Consider the following 15560-nt stretch of genomic DNA (forward strand, 5'->3'; position numbering starts at 1 on the left):
TAGATGTAAAAATGACGGAAAAGCACGCTGGCGTCAACACAAAAATCATCGATAAAGGTGAGGAATACTCAGCCAACGTGAAAAAAATTCACATCAGCTTGAAATGGTGAAGGATTGCATCATGAGTTCTTGCACCCACTGCAACCGGCTCTCATTTTCAGGCAACATCACGAACCCGGCACGGATACACAGCTCAGCATCGCTCAGTGGATGGAATACCACGCCCTGGCGCTGGATAGCGGCAAATGAAGCCGGGAGCAAACTTAAACCATCGCCCTGGGCAATCCGCGCAAGCAACACATCATGCTCCAGTGGTTCTTCAAGACAGGAAGGAGAGTAACCAGCACGGTGGAAAATCTGCCGGGTATAGTCAAAGAAAGCCGGGTTACGTTCCCGCTGGAACCAGAACAACGGTCGGTGGTTAAGTGCCGATAAGGAAAGAGAGGTCGTACAAGCCTCTGACCAAAAGGAGGGTAATGCAGCAATTATCGGCTCTTGCCAGGCTAAAGGGATGACGGTAAGCCCAGATGCCTCAATAGGCAAAGCCACCAACGCCGCATCCAGTTTGCCTCGCCTTACCTGACGAACAAGTTCAGGTGAGCCGTGACGCATGACACGCAGCATTTTTACACGAGCATTTAGCATTGATTCAAGCGCCACAAAAACACCCTGTTCAAACGCCGTGCTTAATCCTAAACGCAGAGGTTGCACCTCCATCTGCGCTAGCTGGCTCAATGCAATATAGGTCTTGTCCTGTAGCGCCAGCAGTGGGCGCACCATTTCTAATACATGCTGGCCCTCTTCCGTCAATGTCAGCCCACGGGTATGACGGACAAAAAGCGTCACCCCCAGACGTTCTTCAAGCTGGCGAATATGGCGGCTTAGCGGCGGCTGCGACATAAAAAGACGTTGCGCCGCACGGCTCATGTTGTTCTCTTCGGCCACTACGGTGAAGTAGCGCAGCAGACGGATATCCAGAGAGTGCAGGGGCGATATTGTCATACCAAAAAAGTATCACGGAAACGGTATTATCCCAATCATTCTGCGCGCTCTATCCTCACGCCACAGACCACACGATAGAGGAAGAAATGATGCTTTCAGAACGCTTTATTACCGGTCAGGAGATGTTGCAAAAAGTGGATGGCAAAGGGGGCGATGCGGTCATCGAAAGTCTGCAGGACATTGCGCCAGACTTCGCCCAATACCTGATTGAATTTCCTTTTGGCGACATCTATTCAAGACCGGGGCTGGATTTACGCAGTAGAGAAATAGCTACCGTCGCGGCATTAACTGCGCTGGGTAACGCCACACCGCAACTGAAAGTACATATTGGTGCGGCATTACACGTGGGTTTAACGCAGGATGAGATCGTTGAAGTGATTATGCAGATGGCCGTATATGCTGGCTTCCCCGCGGCACTCAACGGTGTGTTCGCCGCAAAAGAGGTGTTTGCCTCCCACAAAGGCTAAAACAACAGGCCAGCGGATTATCTGCTGGCCTGAGTATCTGCTGGGTTATGCCGCACTGCATTGCCGGGCATGCGGCAGCTATCCCCCGTTGTTTAATGGGGAACAATTTCGCGAACATCACGCCTCGCTTTGGTTTGTGGATGAAGAAATCAGTGACGATCAACACACCAGACCCTGGCAGTTACTGGGCAAAAGTTATCAGGGATGGTGGCAAAACCAGTGGCAAATTTGGCAACAAGGCGACACGCGTAAAATGGTGTGTTTGTTAACAGGGGGTCAGGTTGAAAAAGGAGCGTTAATAACCCTGGCGGCAAGTCATCATTTTCTCAACGGGTTGCAGCAACAGACGGAATTTCAGCAAAGCCCACGTTACTCTGCCCATTCTGTGTTTCAGACGATAAGGACGCTGTAAATACAACGCCCTCATTGATAAACGGTAATGATGCCGGATAGTAATACTTACGCATTTTATCCGGCAAAAAAACTACAACAACTGCGCCAGACGGTTGATGTCGGACTGGATAGCACCGGCGGTTACATCACGACCTGCGCCCGGCCCACGGATCACCAGCGGGTTATCGCGATACCAACGGCTTTCAATGGCGAACACGTTATCGCACGGCAACAGCGCTGCCAGCGGGTGTTCAGCGCGGACCGCTTCAACACCCACACGCGCTTTACCATTGGCGTCAAAACGCGCCACGTAGCGCAACACCAGCCCCATTTCACGTGCAGCTTCCAGACGTTGCACCATCTGTTCGTTCAACTCATCACCATTTTCAAAGAAATGGTCAATGGAGCCTTCTTCACAGTGCGCAGGCACCAGTGACTCAACGCGAACCTGGTCCGGCTCAATATCGTAACCTGCTTCACGCGCCAGGATCACCAGCTTACGCATCACATCTTTACCAGAAAGATCGACGCGCGGGTCTGGTTCAGTTAGCCCTTGCTGCCAGGCCTGATCCACCAGTTCGGTGAACGGAACCGTGCCATCAAATTGCAGAAACAGCCAGGATAACGTGCCGGAGAAGATCCCGCTGATCGACAGAATCGTATCACCACTATCAATCAGATCGCGCACAGTATGGTTGATCGGCAAACCTGCACCCACGGTGGCGTTATACAGCCAGTGGCGACCGGTTTTTTCGAAAGCATCATGAATTTGGCGATACTTATCGCTGGTACTCGCCCCCGCCAGTTTATTGGCGCTAATGACATGGAAACCATGGCTGGCGAAGTCCAGATACTGATCGGCCAATTGTTCACTGGCCGTCACATCCAGTACCACTAAATCATCATACGGGTGGGCGCGCATCCACAGGAATAGCGCCTCTTCATCCTGCTCTACCGCTTCGTCGTCGAAGAAAGCCAGAGCACGGCTGGCATCCAGCCCTTCATAGTTCAGCAGGCTGCGGCGGCTATCCACCACGCCTGCCAGCACGAATTCAAACCCGGTACGCGCGGAAAGCGTTGTTTGTTCGCGGGCAAACAGTTCCAGCCAGCGTGAACCAATATTCCCCTTGCCGAACAGCACCAGACCGATACGTTTTTCTGCACGGAAAATAGACTGATGCAAACCCTGAATCAGGCTTTCGGTCGGGCCGGTACGCAGTACCGCAACCAGACTGATCCCCTCTTCCGACTGCCAGGTAAACTCGACGGGCTGGCCTTTTAACTGCTGCCAGAAACGGTGGCAATGCAGCGGATTGCGCGTTACGCCTGCCCCAACCATCGCCACCAGCGCCAGCCCCTGGCGCAGACGCAGCTCGCCCGGCAAACCGGCTTCATCAAGAATTTTCAGTGCGCCATCAGCAACTTCGGAGGTATAGCAAAATTGCAGCAACTGACGGTCCGGATGCACACCAACCGCCAGCGGACGCACCTGCGTGCGTTTTAAAATCTGGTCGATATCTTTGTAAGCCAGCTTAAAGTCCTGGCCGGCGGGAACCTGAAACTCAATCAGACAGACGTCGTCATGGCTGGTCACAATGCGCGCTCCGGTACCAGAAGCCAGTACACGCTCAATCCGCGTTGACCCCTGATCCGGCGTGTAGCTGCAGCGCAGCTGGAGGTCGATATCGCTACCCGAAACCGGCTGTAAGGTGCGAGCATGCAGAACCGGAGCCGCCAGACGCGCCAGCTCGCTGGCTTCATCAAGACGCAGCAGCGGTAGCAAACAGGCATCTTTGACTTTACGCGGGTCCGCACTATAAACCCCAGCGACATCGCTCCAGATAGTCACGCGGGAAACGCCCGCCAGCGCGCCAACCTGCGTCGCTGAATAGTCAGAGCCGTTACGCCCCAGCAGCACCGTTTCACCCGCATTGCTACGACTGATAAACCCGGTAACCACCAGGCGTTTACCCGGATGCTGAGCCAGCAGTTGTTGCAGCAACGGATAAGACAGACCTTCATCCACCTGCGGCTGGGCACCGCGTTCAGCACGTAAAAACTCTCGCGCATCCAGCCAGGCCGATTCCAGCCCCTGTTGGTTAAGGACAGCAGACATCAAACGCGCCGACCACACCTCGCCATGTCCCACCACTTCGGCATAGACGGCATCGTTCACACCGCTGTCGAGCAATCCGGCCAGACGCTCCAGATCGTGAATAAACGCACCGATCAGCCCATCAGCCACGTCTGGTGGTAACAGGCCGCTAATCAGCTCACTTTGATAACGGCGTAATGCCTGCTGAACCTGATGCGCAGAAAGACGATCGGTCTGGCTTAACTTAAGCCAGCTAATCAACTGGTTAGTGGTACTGCCCGCGGCGGAAACAACCATCATATCGTCAGGCTGCGAGTACTCCGCCATAATACCTGCGACACGCAAATAACATTTCACGTCTGCCAGACTACTACCACCAAATTTGTGCAGTTGACGACCCTTCGCCCCTGCCTGCGCAATCACACTCATGTTTACCCCTTGTTTGCAGCCCGGAAGCCATTTTCCAGGTCGGCAATTAAATCTTCGCCATCTTCAATACCGGTGGAGATACGCAACAACGTTTCCGAAATTCCGGCAGCAGCACGCGCTTCTGGCGCCATACCCGCGTGTGTCATGGTCGCGGCGTGGGAGATCAGACTTTCAACGCCCCCTAATGATTCCGCCAACGTAAACAATGACAACCCGCTCAGGAAGCGACGCAATGTTTGCTCGTCGCCATCCAGTTCAAAACTCAACATCGCGCCGAACCCTTTTTGCTGACGCGCGGCAATCTCATGCCCCTGATTATCCGGCAGTGACGGATGATACAGTTTCTTCACCAGCGGCTGGGTTTGCAGGTAGTCCACAATAGCCTGAGCATTACGTTGTGCCACTTCCATACGCGGCGACAGAGTACGCAGGCCACGCAACAGCAGATAACTATCAAATGCGCCGCCGGTAACGCCAATATTATTCGCCCACCATACCAACTCAGTGACCGTCTCCGGATCTTTCGCTATCACCACGCCAGCCACCACATCCGAGTGACCGTTTAAATATTTCGTGCATGAATGCAACACCAGATCGGCGCCCAATGCCAGTGGATTTTGCAGTGCAGGGCTTAAAAAAGTGTTGTCGACAACGCTCACCGCACCAGCCTCACGCGCCAGTTGGCAGATTTTTGCAATATCTACCACGCGCAGCAGCGGGTTGCTTGGACTTTCGACCAGTACCAGCTTTGGTTTTTCCGCCAACGCCGCTTTCAGCGCCTGATCATCACCCTGATCGACAAACAGCACGCGATAGCAGCCACGTTTTGCCAGACTATCAAACAGACGATAGCTCCCACCGTAACAGTCGTGCGGTGCGACCAGCAGATCGCCAGGCTTGAGGAATACCGTGGTCACCAGATGAATCGCCGACATGCCGGTATTGGTCAGCACTGCACCAGCGCCTCCCTCCAGCTCCGCCAACGCACGCTGAACCACATCACGCGTCGGGTTGCCGCGGCGTGAATAGTCATGCGCGCGCGGCTCATTAAAACCGGTGAAATTATAGGTACTGGAGAGGTGAATCGGTGGGACAACGCAACCGTACTGCTCGTCGTCATTTAATCCGCTACGCACTGCAATGGTGGCCTGTTTACGCGTCATATTGAGGAGATCCTGGCTGAGTCGGTGAAAAGTCAGACACCAGAGTAATCATTGTTACAATAGCCGTCAATACATCTGGACATCTAAACTTCTTTGCGTATAGATTGAGCAAACAGGAAATAGCCGTTAAAATTATATGCATTAGCGTACATTTGCGTCGGCTAACTTCGTGTCAGGGCCGCGCCACTACGATAAACTACGCGCAATTATGGTCCGGGCTCAGGTTCTGGCCTCAATATTAATGACAAAGAGGATTAGGTATCTCATGGCTGAATGGAGCGGCGAATATATCAGCCCATACGCTGAGCACGGTAAGAAGAGTGAGCAAGTCAAAAAAATTACGGTTTCCATTCCTCTGAAGGTGTTAAAAATCCTTACCGATGAACGCACGCGTCGTCAGGTTAACAACCTGCGTCACGCCACCAACAGTGAACTGCTGTGTGAAGCGTTTCTGCATGCTTTTACCGGGCAACCATTACCCAACGATGAAGACCTGCGTAAAGAGCGCAGTGATGAAATCCCGGAAGAAGCAAAGGTAATCATGCGTGAACTGGGTATCAACCCGGAAACGTGGGAATACTGATTGTTAGAACAGATGAGAAAAGGCGGGATTACTCCCGCCGCTTCTCACTATGTTACTTACTGATACCATTAAGTTTATTCAATGTCTCTTCCATTTTGAGCGTCTCTTTACGGTTCAAGGGATAGAAATAAATCAGAATAATCGCGGCCAAAAACAGGCATAACGCCGGTAAAAGATTCGCCATCGTATAGATGTTTTCCTGCACGATGCTGGTTTGCACAGCGCCGCCCGTTGACGAAGATTGATAACCAATGATGGCCAGCATAAATCCACCAACCGCCCCTGCACACGCCTGACCCACCTTGCGGGCAAAGAAGTTCACGCCGTAAACCGTACCATCCTCACGATCGCCGGTGACATACTGATGATAATCACAAACATCGGTCATAAACGCCCAGATCATCAGGTTGAATAACCCAGCCCCCAGCGTCGCCAGGAACAGGCAAACCAAATAGACTTTCGCGTCGGTAATATGGATGAAGTACATAATCAGATACATCGCCACCGCAAAGAGCAATGCGCCGACGCTGGCCTCTTTTTTACCAAACCGCTTCGTGAGCCAGGATGCCGATGGCGCCAGCAAAACCAGAGACCCAAAGGTGAAGAGCAAGGCAACGGACATGGCCTCTTTGTTATGGAAATAGTCATTAAACAGGTAAGTCATGTTGGTACCAGACAACCCCTGATTAATCACGATCAACAGATCCACAACCACTAAAACAATCAGCGCCTTATTGCGTAGTAGCCCTTTCAACAGCACTGAAACAGGCATGCTCTCTTTTTTCTCTACGCGCACACGCTCCGTCGTTAACTGGCAGGTCAATGTTAAAAAGATAAAACCCAACACCGCACAGCCGATGGCGATCCAGAAGAAATGCTGCCCGGAAATCACCTGACTTCCGTCCACCAGGGTGGTGTACATCAGAATCGGGATAAAAAAGCCGGTTGCTCCGCCGCCGATAGCGGAACCCACGCTGCGCCAGGTTGACAGCGACACCCGGTCTTCCGGGTTCGAGCTAATCGCCGCAGACATGGCGCCATACGGAATGCTGACTGTCGATAACAGTGAACCGTACACAAAATAGGAGCAGCAAATGTAGATAATTTTCGCCGTATAAGAAAAATCATTCACAAACGGCAGAAACAGGACCACCGCGATGATACAGAATGGATACTTCATGCGGCGCACCCAGGGGTTAAATCGCCCATGTATCGTCAGTTTAGAGGTATCGCATAAGCGCCCTACACCAACATCGACAAACGCATCAAAGAGTTTAGTCACAAAATAGAGTGAGCCGACAATAACCCCTGAAATGCCGAGGACGTTAGTGTAATAAATCATTAAAAAACTATTTACTAAGCCAAGAATAAAACAGGTTCCCAGGTCACCACACAAATAACCAATTTTATCTCTAAATCCGAAAGGTCTGACGACAGTGGTTTCATTATTTCCGATAATAGTTCCATCATTAGACATGATGTCAACTCCTTAGACATATTATTCACACAAACTATGCTTATCGACGTAATCGGTCGATATGAAAACTATTACCGATTAGAAGTTATAACCAAGACCGACACGATAACGGGTCTGGCGATCGTCTGTCGTTGTTGTGTTATAACCAGAGGAAACGTTGCCAACCTCAACAAATGGAACCCAGGATCCTAGTTTATACGCCACGCGGAAGTTATATTCGTAATCATCTTTTCGGTTGTTATATAAATCTTCGCTATCGGCAATTTTATAAATACCGTTTAGCTCAAACATCCAGTCATTAATGTTATAACCGAGCCATGCTTCCGGACGATAGACCATGCGGTCATCCTTGCCGTCAGTGTTTCTGCGCATGTACTCCTGACGATAGCGGAACGCAGTCCACCAGCTGTCATTGATATTGTACTGTACGCGGACATAAGGTTTATAAATCGTGATGTTATCGCCCGTTTCGATCGCAATACCTGGCTGCCAGATGAGATCCCGCCAGGTAAACTGGTAACTTGCCGTATACTCGTTACCGTTACTTTCCATATTATTCCACGCATCGTTCGATTGCGTATCTTCAGAACGTGAAATGGCCTCTACCGCTACACCAAAACCTGTAGCAAAACGATGAGACATATAAACACGATCGTAATTTCGCCCGTCATCATAATATTCATGACGGTAATCAACATAACCCGCCTGCGCGGCTGCAGATAATAATGGTATCAGTAACAAGATAGATTTAAATTTCATGACCATCCCTTTTCACACTAAATAAAGAAAATTCACCATTACATTCCGGACTATAAACAGGAAAATAATAGAGTCGTAAGAATAATTTTATATTTCCGCAAAAGTGTATTTTAGAAAGAAGGGATAAACCTTTGAGATTTTGCCAGGAATTGGCATAAGTGGCAAAGAACAGAAGATAAAAATGACGAAGATCACTAGTGTGAATATTTTATTTTAAAAATAAAACGCCATTTCATTTATTAAAAACGAAATATTATTCAACACATAAATATAAATATAAATTGTATTATCAAATACAGATACAAAAAAAGCGCCATAAGGCGCTTTTTTCTGGCAGCTGAAACTTATTTGCTGCCTGGGATGCTGAAACGCTTGTTGAAGCGATCAACACGGCCACCGGTAGCAACATCACGCTGCTTGCCAGTATAGAACGGGTGGCACTTGCTGCACACGTCGAGGTTCAGATCGTGACCGACAGTAGAGCGGATTTTAATGACGTTACCGCAAGAGCAGTTTGCAGTAATTTCTTCGTATTTCGGGTGAATATCTTTTTTCATGGGAAAACCTCGGTTTAAGGCCGCGTCGCTCTTCCAGCCCTAACGCCAGACACCACGCGATGTTAATAGTATAGGTCAGTGATACAAATTTGTATCAAAGGCGGCGAATCATACAGAAATTAACCTGCTCATGCAAACTGATCCGCATTCTGTCCTTCACTAATGTGTATACTAACCCGCCAGATTTCAAGTCAGGATGATTCAATGCCCGTTGCGCATGTTGCCTTACCCGTTCCGCTACCTCGTACCTTTGACTATCTCCTGCCGGAAGGTATGAGCGCCAAAGCCGGGTGTCGCGTACGCGTGCCCTTTGGCAAGCAGCAGGAGCGTGTCGGTATCGTCCTTTCCGTCAGCGAGCACAGTGAACTACCGCGGAGCGAATTGAAAGCCGTTCTCGAAGTGCTGGACAGCGAACCGGTCTACTCGACCTCCGTCTGGCGTCTGCTGTTGTGGGCGGCGGATTATTATCATCATCCTATCGGTGACGTACTGTTTCATGCCCTGCCAATTCTGCTGCGCCAGGGACGCCCGGCGACTAACGCGCCCATGTGGTACTGGTTTGCCACTGAAGAAGGCCAGGTTATTGACCTCAACAGCCTGAAGCGTTCTCCCAAGCAGCAGCAGGCGCTGGCTGCGCTACGCCAGGGAAAAATATGGCGCGACCAGGTGGCAGAGCTGGAATTTAATGACGCCGCATTACAGGCGTTGCGGAAAAAAGGTCTGTGCTCCCTGGCGAGTGAAACGCCAGGTTTCAGCGACTGGCGTACGCACTACGCCGTTTCCGGCGAGCGTCTTCGACTGAATACCGAGCAAGCCACCGCTGTTGGCGCGATTCATAGCGCGTCGGACAGCTTTAGCGCCTGGCTATTAGCCGGCGTGACGGGGTCGGGTAAAACAGAGGTCTATCTAAGCGTACTGGAAAATGTCCTTGCCCAGGGCAAGCAGGCACTGGTAATGGTGCCGGAGATTGGCCTGACGCCACAAACCATTGCCCGTTTTCGTGAACGCTTTAATGCGCCGGTCGAAGTCCTGCACTCCGGATTGAATGACAGCGAACGTCTTTCGGCATGGCTGAAAGCAAAAAATGGCGAAGCGGCGATAGTTATCGGTACGCGCTCCTCGCTGTTTACGCCGTTTAAAAATCTGGGCGTGATTGTCATCGACGAAGAGCACGACAGCTCTTATAAACAGCAGGAAGGCTGGCGTTATCATGCGCGCGACCTCGCGGTTTATCGCGCCCATAGCGAACAAATTCCCATCATTCTCGGCTCAGCCACCCCTGCGCTGGAAACGCTGTGCAACGTGCGGCAGAAAAAATACCGCATGTTGCGCCTGACGCGCCGTGCCGGGAATGCACGCCCAGCCATTCAGCACGTGCTGGATCTCAAGGGTCAGCAGGTACAGGCCGGGCTCGCCCCTGCGCTTATCGCCCGTATGCGTCAGCATCTGCAAGCGGATAACCAGGTGATCCTGTTTTTAAACCGCCGGGGTTTTGCGCCTGCCCTGCTGTGCCACGACTGTGGCTGGATTGCTGAATGCCCGCGCTGCGATCACTACTACACGCTGCATCAGGCGCAACACCATCTGCGCTGCCATCACTGCGACAGTCAGCGTCCGATACCGCGTCAATGCCCTTCCTGCGGCTCAACGCATATGGTGCCGGTAGGACTCGGCACCGAACAGCTTGAGCAAGCTCTGGCACCTTTTTTCCCCGGCGTGCCAATCTCACGCATCGATCGCGACACCACCAGCCGTAAGGGCTCGCTGGAGCAGCACCTGGCAGAAGTGCATCGCGGCGGCGCTCGCATTCTGATCGGCACGCAAATGCTGGCTAAAGGCCACCACTTTCCGGACGTTACCCTGGTGGCGCTTCTGGACGTTGACGGAGCGCTATTCTCTGCCGATTTCCGTTCGGCTGAACGTTTCGCCCAACTTTATACCCAGGTTTCCGGACGAGCTGGGCGCGCCGGGAAACAAGGCGAAGTGGTTCTGCAAACGCACCATCCTGAACATCCGCTACTGCAAACCTTGCTGTATAAAGGTTATGACGCATTTGCCGAACAGGCGCTGGCCGAGCGGCAAACGCTGCAGTTACCACCGTGGACCAGTCACGTGATCGTGCGGGCAGAAGATCATAACAATCAGCATGCGCCAATGTTCTTACAGCAGTTACGAAATCTGATTCAGGCCAGTCCGCTGGCCGATGACAAACTGTGGGTGCTTGGCCCGGTTCCCGCTCTGGCACCTAAGCGCGGCGGTCGCTATCGCTGGCAAATTTTGTTACAGCATCCGTCGCGAATTCGCCTGCAGCATATCGTCAGCGGCACGTTGGCGCTGATCAATACGTTACCCGATGCACGTAAGGTTAAATGGGTGCTGGATGTCGATCCCATCGAGGGATAATCCCTCACGATGCGAGACGGATCGTAAAATTAAAGATCCATCACACTTTTTATGAAAATTCTGTAACCGTTTCCATTAACTATCTGATAAAAATGTTTCAGATGAAGGCTATTCAAGGACGAGTCTGTGCCAGCAGCTCTCTGGCGAGGAGAAAGAGTGAAACCGAATAAGCAGGTTGCCGCCGCTACGATGAAAGATGTTGCTCTGAAGGCGAAAGTCTCAACGGCAACCGTATCCCGCGCATTAATGAACCCGGACAAAGTCTCACAGTCAACCCGTAACAAGGTTGAGCAGGCAGCCCTGGAAGTGGGATATTTACCCCAATCAATGGGACGCAATGTTAAGCGTAATGAGTCACGTACCATTCTGGTGATTGTACCGGATATCTGCGATCCCTTTTTTAGCGAAGTGATTCGCGGCATAGAAGTGACCGCCGCAGAGCAAGGATATCTGGTGCTTATCGGCGATTGCGCTCACCAGAACCAGCAGGAAAAGACCTTCCTCAACCTCATAATCACCAAGCAGATCGATGGCATGGTGCTGCTCAGCTCACGCCTGCCGTTTGATGCCAGCGTGGAAGAGCAACGCAACTTGCCGCCGATGGTCATGTCCAACGAATTTGCGCCAGAGCTGGAACTGCCCACCGTGCACATTGATAACCTCACTGCAGCCTTTAACGCGATGAATTATCTGCTGGAACTGGGGCATAAGCGCATTGGTTGTATTGCCGGTCCAGAGGATATGCCGCTGTGCCACTACCGCCTGCAAGGCTATGTTCAGGCACTACGCCGCAGTGGAATTACCGTCGATCCACACTTCATCGCGCGCGGTGATTTCACCTATGAAGCGGGCGCTAACGCGTTAAAACAGCTACTTGAGCTGCCGCAGCCGCCGACCGCGGTCTTTTGTCACAGCGATGTGATGGCGCTTGGCGCGCTCTCTTACGCCAAACGTCAGGGCTTAAAAGTACCGGATGATTTATCTATCATTGGCTTCGATAATATTTCACTGACGGAATTTTGTGATCCACCCCTGACAACCGTCGCACAACCGCGTTTCGATATCGGACGTGAAGCTATGCTGTTACTGCTCGATCAATTACAAGGGCAGAGCGTCAGCAGTGGCTCACGTTTACTGGACTGCGAGCTAATTATTCGGGGTACTACCCGGGCACTGACGTAAAGTAAAGTGCTTTCGGACTCCCCTGTCTGGTCAAAGGCCCGTCGCTTAAGTAACATGGCGGGCTGACGAACGAATAAATACAGCGAAACGATAGTGGCACAACGAGATTATGTACGTCGCGGCCAACCGGCACCTTCGCGGCGCAAAAAGAGCACATCACGGAAAAAGCAACGCAGTACGCCAGCGGTATCCCCCGCGATGGTCGCTATTGCTGCAGCCGTACTCGTGACCTTTATCGGTGGTCTGTACTTCATTACGCATCACAAAAAAGAAGAGTCCGAGACGCTGCAAAACCAGAAAGTCACCGGCAATGGCATCCCACCAAAACCGGAAGAACGCTGGCGCTACATCAAAGAGCTGGAAAGCCGTCAGCCTGGCGTACGTGCGCCAACCGAACCCTCTGCGGGTGGCGAAGTGCTTAACGCCGATCAGTTGACCAATGAGCAGCGCCAGTTGCTGGCGCAAATGCAGGCTGATATGCGTCAACAGCCGACACAGCTCAACGAAGTACCGTGGAACGAACAAACGCCTGAACAGCGCCAGCAAACGCTGCAGCGTCAGCGTCAGGTGCAACAACAACAGTGGAACAACGCGCAGCAGCAGGCGCAGCAACCGCGCACGCAATCACGGGTAGCGGAACAGCCTTACCAGCAGCAGCAAACGCGTACGGCGCAAGCAGCTCCGGTACAACAACAGCCGAAAGCACAGCCAAAACCGGCGGCCCAACAGCCGTACCAGGATCTGCTGCAGACGCCTGCGCATACCACCGCCGCTCAGCCGAAAACGCAGCCAGCCGCGCCAATAACGAATGAAACGCAGCCGCCAAAACAAACGGCGGAGAAAAAAGATGAACGCCGCTGGATGGTGCAGTGCGGGTCATTCAAAGGGGCAGAGCAGGCAGAAACCGTGCGTGCTCAACTGGCCTTTGAGGGCTTCAACTCCCGCATTACCACCAACAACGGCTGGAATCGCGTGGTGATTGGCCCGGTGAAAGGCAAGGAAAATGCCGACAACACCATCAGCCGCCTGAAAGTTGCCGGCCACACAAACTGCATTCGACTCGCCACTGGGGGTTGAAACCCCCAAAATATCCCCCATCTATACTTGCATTACGCCCCGTACACCTGTGCGGGGCCTGTATTCTGCATTTGTAACCAAGGGGTCTGCTCGTGACAACAATAGTAAGCGTACGCCGTAACGGCCATGTGGTAATCGCCGGTGATGGTCAGGCCACACTGGGTAACACCGTAATGAAAGGCAACGTGAAAAAAGTCCGCCGTCTGTACAACGACAAAGTCATTGCGGGCTTTGCGGGCGGTACTGCGGATGCATTCACGCTGTTTGAACTGTTTGAACGCAAACTGGAAATGCACCAGGGTCACCTGGTTAAGGCCGCCGTTGAGCTGGCTAAAGACTGGCGTACCGACCGTATGCTGCGCAAACTCGAAGCGTTGCTGGCCGTTGCAGATGAAACGGCATCGCTCATCATCACCGGTAACGGTGACGTCATTCAGCCAGAAAACGATCTGATTGCCATCGGCTCCGGCGGTCCCTACGCCCAGGCTGCAGCACGCGCTCTGCTGGAAAACACCGAGCTTGGCGCACGCGAAATTGCTGAGAAAGCGTTGGATATTGCAGGGGATATCTGCATTTATACCAACCACTTCCATACCATCGAAGAATTGAACTCCAAAGCGTAAGGATCCCCCATGTCTGAAATGACCCCACGCGAAATTGTCAGCGAACTGAACAAGCACATCATCGGCCAGGATAACGCTAAGCGTTCCGTGGCGATTGCCCTGCGTAACCGCTGGCGCCGCATGCAGCTCAACGAAGAGCTGCGCCATGAAGTCACACCGAAAAATATTCTGATGATTGGCCCAACCGGTGTCGGTAAAACCGAGATCGCCCGCCGTCTGGCAAAACTGGCCAACGCGCCGTTCATCAAAGTTGAAGCAACGAAATTCACCGAAGTCGGCTATGTAGGTAAAGAAGTTGACTCGATCATCCGCGATCTGACCGATGCCGCCATCAAAATGGTTCGCGTTCAGGCGATCGAGAAAAACCGCTTCCGCGCAGAAGAAATGGCCGAAGAGCGTATTCTCGATGTACTGATCCCGCCAGCCAAAAATAACTGGGGACAGTCAGAGCAGCCTCAGGAACCTTCAGCAGCGCGTCAGGCATTTCGTAAAAAACTGCGTGAAGGCCAGTTGGACGATAAAGAGATTGAAATCGATCTTGCTGCCGCACCGATGGGCGTAGAAATTATGGCGCCTCCGGGCATGGAAGAGATGACCAGCCAGTTGCAGTCTATGTTCCAGAATCTGGGTGGCCAGAAGCAAAAACCGCGTAAGCTGAAAATCAAAGATGCGATGAAGCTGCTGATTGAAGAAGAAGCGGCCAAACTGGTCAATCCGGAAGAGCTGAAACAGGAAGCTATCGACGCCGTTGAACAGCACGGAATCGTGTTTATCGACGAAATCGACAAAATCTGTAAGCGTGGCGAGTCCTCCGGCCCGGATGTTTCCCGTGAGGGCGTACAGCGCGACCTGCTGCCGCTGGTTGAAGGCTGCACCGTCTCTACCAAGCATGGTATGGTGAAAACCGATCACATCCTGTTTATCGCCTCCGGCGCATTCCAGGTGGCGAAACCGTCTGACCTGATCCCGGAACTGCAGGGTCGTCTGCCGATTCGTGTGGAACTTCAGGCGCTGACCACCAGCGATTTTGAGCGTATCCTTACCGAACCGAATGCCTCCATCACCGTGCAGTACAAAGCGCTGATGGCGACAGAAGGTGTGGACATTAACTTCACCGAGTCGGGCATTAAACGCATTGCCGAAGCGGCCTGGCAGGTCAACGAAACCACCGAAAACATCGGTGCGCGTCGTCTGCATACCGTGCTTGAGCGTCTGATGGAAGATATTTCCTATGATGCGAGCGATTTGAACGGCCAAAGCATCACAATTGATGCCGAATATGTGAGCAAACATCTGGATGCGCTGGTCGCAGATGAAGATCTGAGCCGTTTTATCCTATAATCGCGTTCA

At 52.2% G+C, this 15560-nt stretch carries 14 protein-coding genes; 8 read left to right on the forward strand and 6 right to left on the reverse strand.

What is annotated here, in order from left to right; all coding sequences use genetic code 11:
* Positions 1 to 93 precede the first annotated feature (93 nt).
* Positions 94 to 1002, reverse strand: coding sequence for a LysR family transcriptional regulator (locus OGX91_RS13310; RefSeq protein ID WP_155022012.1), 909 nt, complete (start codon positions 1000 to 1002; stop codon positions 94 to 96).
* An 89-nt stretch (positions 1003 to 1091) separates the two neighbouring features.
* Here OGX91_RS13310 and OGX91_RS13315 point away from each other — a divergent pair, with 89 nt between their 5' ends.
* Positions 1092 to 1469 carry a carboxymuconolactone decarboxylase family protein gene (locus tag OGX91_RS13315; RefSeq protein ID WP_005121694.1) on the forward strand — a complete coding sequence of 126 codons (378 nt, stop codon included), beginning with the start codon at positions 1092 to 1094 and terminating at the stop codon, positions 1467 to 1469.
* Positions 1450 to 1881: a hypothetical protein gene (locus OGX91_RS13320; RefSeq protein WP_052463778.1), complete on the forward strand. Its 432-nt coding sequence runs from the start codon at positions 1450 to 1452 to the stop codon at positions 1879 to 1881. The genes OGX91_RS13315 and OGX91_RS13320 overlap by 20 nt, the downstream gene beginning before the upstream one ends.
* A 72-nt stretch (positions 1882 to 1953) precedes the next feature.
* Here OGX91_RS13320 and metL read toward each other — a convergent pair whose 3' ends face one another.
* The gene (gene metL / locus OGX91_RS13325) at positions 1954 to 4386 is read right to left on the reverse strand and encodes a bifunctional aspartate kinase/homoserine dehydrogenase II (RefSeq protein ID WP_005121700.1); all 2433 of its coding nucleotides are present in this window, start codon (positions 4384 to 4386) and stop codon (positions 1954 to 1956) included.
* A gap of 2 nt (positions 4387 to 4388) precedes the next feature.
* A complete protein-coding gene (gene metB, locus OGX91_RS13330) occupies positions 4389 to 5549 on the reverse strand; it encodes a cystathionine gamma-synthase (protein ID WP_286626498.1) in 1161 nt (386 codons plus the stop codon).
* Between the two features lie 265 nt (positions 5550 to 5814).
* Here metB and metJ point away from each other — a divergent pair, with 265 nt between their 5' ends.
* On the forward strand, positions 5815 to 6132 hold the full coding sequence (gene metJ / locus OGX91_RS13335; RefSeq protein ID WP_003028816.1) for a met regulon transcriptional regulator MetJ: 318 nt from the start codon (positions 5815 to 5817) through the stop codon (positions 6130 to 6132).
* Positions 6133 to 6184: 52 nt separating this feature from the next.
* On the opposite strand, the gene OGX91_RS13340 is transcribed toward metJ, so the two are convergent.
* From OGX91_RS13340 to rpmE, 3 genes are all read right to left on the reverse strand, one after another.
* A complete protein-coding gene (locus tag OGX91_RS13340; RefSeq protein WP_286626500.1) occupies positions 6185 to 7609 on the reverse strand; it encodes an MFS transporter in 1425 nt (474 codons plus the stop codon).
* Positions 7610 to 7687: 78 nt separating this feature from the next.
* On the reverse strand, positions 7688 to 8368 hold the full coding sequence (locus OGX91_RS13345; RefSeq protein WP_182289570.1) for an oligogalacturonate-specific porin KdgM family protein: 681 nt from the start codon (positions 8366 to 8368) through the stop codon (positions 7688 to 7690).
* A 344-nt stretch (positions 8369 to 8712) separates the two neighbouring features.
* The gene (gene rpmE, locus OGX91_RS13350) at positions 8713 to 8925 is read right to left on the reverse strand and encodes a 50S ribosomal protein L31 (protein ID WP_003028810.1); all 213 of its coding nucleotides are present in this window, start codon (positions 8923 to 8925) and stop codon (positions 8713 to 8715) included.
* Between the two features lie 204 nt (positions 8926 to 9129).
* On the opposite strand from rpmE, the gene priA reads away from it, so the two are divergent.
* The 5 genes from priA (at position 9130) to hslU (ending at position 15551) form a co-directional block, all read left to right on the forward strand.
* On the forward strand, positions 9130 to 11328 hold the full coding sequence (priA, locus tag OGX91_RS13355; RefSeq protein WP_286626504.1) for a primosomal protein N': 2199 nt from the start codon (positions 9130 to 9132) through the stop codon (positions 11326 to 11328).
* 156 nt (positions 11329 to 11484) lie between these two features.
* Positions 11485 to 12510: a DNA-binding transcriptional regulator CytR gene (cytR, locus tag OGX91_RS13360; RefSeq protein ID WP_003825179.1), complete on the forward strand. Its 1026-nt coding sequence runs from the start codon at positions 11485 to 11487 to the stop codon at positions 12508 to 12510.
* A gap of 93 nt (positions 12511 to 12603) precedes the next feature.
* Positions 12604 to 13587, forward strand: coding sequence for a cell division protein FtsN (ftsN, locus tag OGX91_RS13365; RefSeq protein WP_199947729.1), 984 nt, complete (start codon positions 12604 to 12606; stop codon positions 13585 to 13587).
* Between the two features lie 92 nt (positions 13588 to 13679).
* On the forward strand, positions 13680 to 14210 hold the full coding sequence (hslV, locus tag OGX91_RS13370) for an ATP-dependent protease subunit HslV (RefSeq protein ID WP_003028805.1): 531 nt from the start codon (positions 13680 to 13682) through the stop codon (positions 14208 to 14210).
* A gap of 9 nt (positions 14211 to 14219) precedes the next feature.
* A complete protein-coding gene (hslU, locus tag OGX91_RS13375; RefSeq protein ID WP_003028803.1) occupies positions 14220 to 15551 on the forward strand; it encodes an ATP-dependent protease ATPase subunit HslU in 1332 nt (443 codons plus the stop codon).
* The last annotated feature ends 9 nt before the right edge of the window (positions 15552 to 15560 follow it).

Origin of the sequence: Citrobacter sp. Cpa228, assembly GCF_030333085.1 — a bacterium.
In the GTDB taxonomy this organism is placed as follows: Bacteria; Pseudomonadota; Gammaproteobacteria; order Enterobacterales; family Enterobacteriaceae; genus Citrobacter; species Citrobacter pasteurii.

Bases quoted from the DNA above. Each gene is read 5' to 3' on its own strand.
- metL (WP_005121700.1), bottom strand. From the start codon at position 4,386: ATGAGTGTGATTGCGCAGGCAGGGGCGAAGGGTCGTCAACTGCACAAA.
- metJ (WP_003028816.1), top strand. From the start codon at position 5,815: ATGGCTGAATGGAGCGGCGAATATATCAGCCCATACGCTGAGCACGGT.
- priA (WP_286626504.1), top strand. From the start codon at position 9,130: ATGCCCGTTGCGCATGTTGCCTTACCCGTTCCGCTACCTCGTACCTTT.
- hslU (WP_003028803.1), top strand. From the start codon at position 14,220: ATGTCTGAAATGACCCCACGCGAAATTGTCAGCGAACTGAACAAGCAC.
- OGX91_RS13340 (WP_286626500.1), bottom strand. From the start codon at position 7,609: ATGTCTAATGATGGAACTATTATCGGAAATAATGAAACCACTGTCGTC.
- OGX91_RS13315 (WP_005121694.1), top strand. From the start codon at position 1,092: ATGCTTTCAGAACGCTTTATTACCGGTCAGGAGATGTTGCAAAAAGTG.
- rpmE (WP_003028810.1), bottom strand. From the start codon at position 8,925: ATGAAAAAAGATATTCACCCGAAATACGAAGAAATTACTGCAAACTGC.
- OGX91_RS13345 (WP_182289570.1), bottom strand. From the start codon at position 8,368: ATGAAATTTAAATCTATCTTGTTACTGATACCATTATTATCTGCAGCC.
- OGX91_RS13310 (WP_155022012.1), bottom strand. From the start codon at position 1,002: ATGACAATATCGCCCCTGCACTCTCTGGATATCCGTCTGCTGCGCTAC.
- metB (WP_286626498.1), bottom strand. From the start codon at position 5,549: ATGACGCGTAAACAGGCCACCATTGCAGTGCGTAGCGGATTAAATGAC.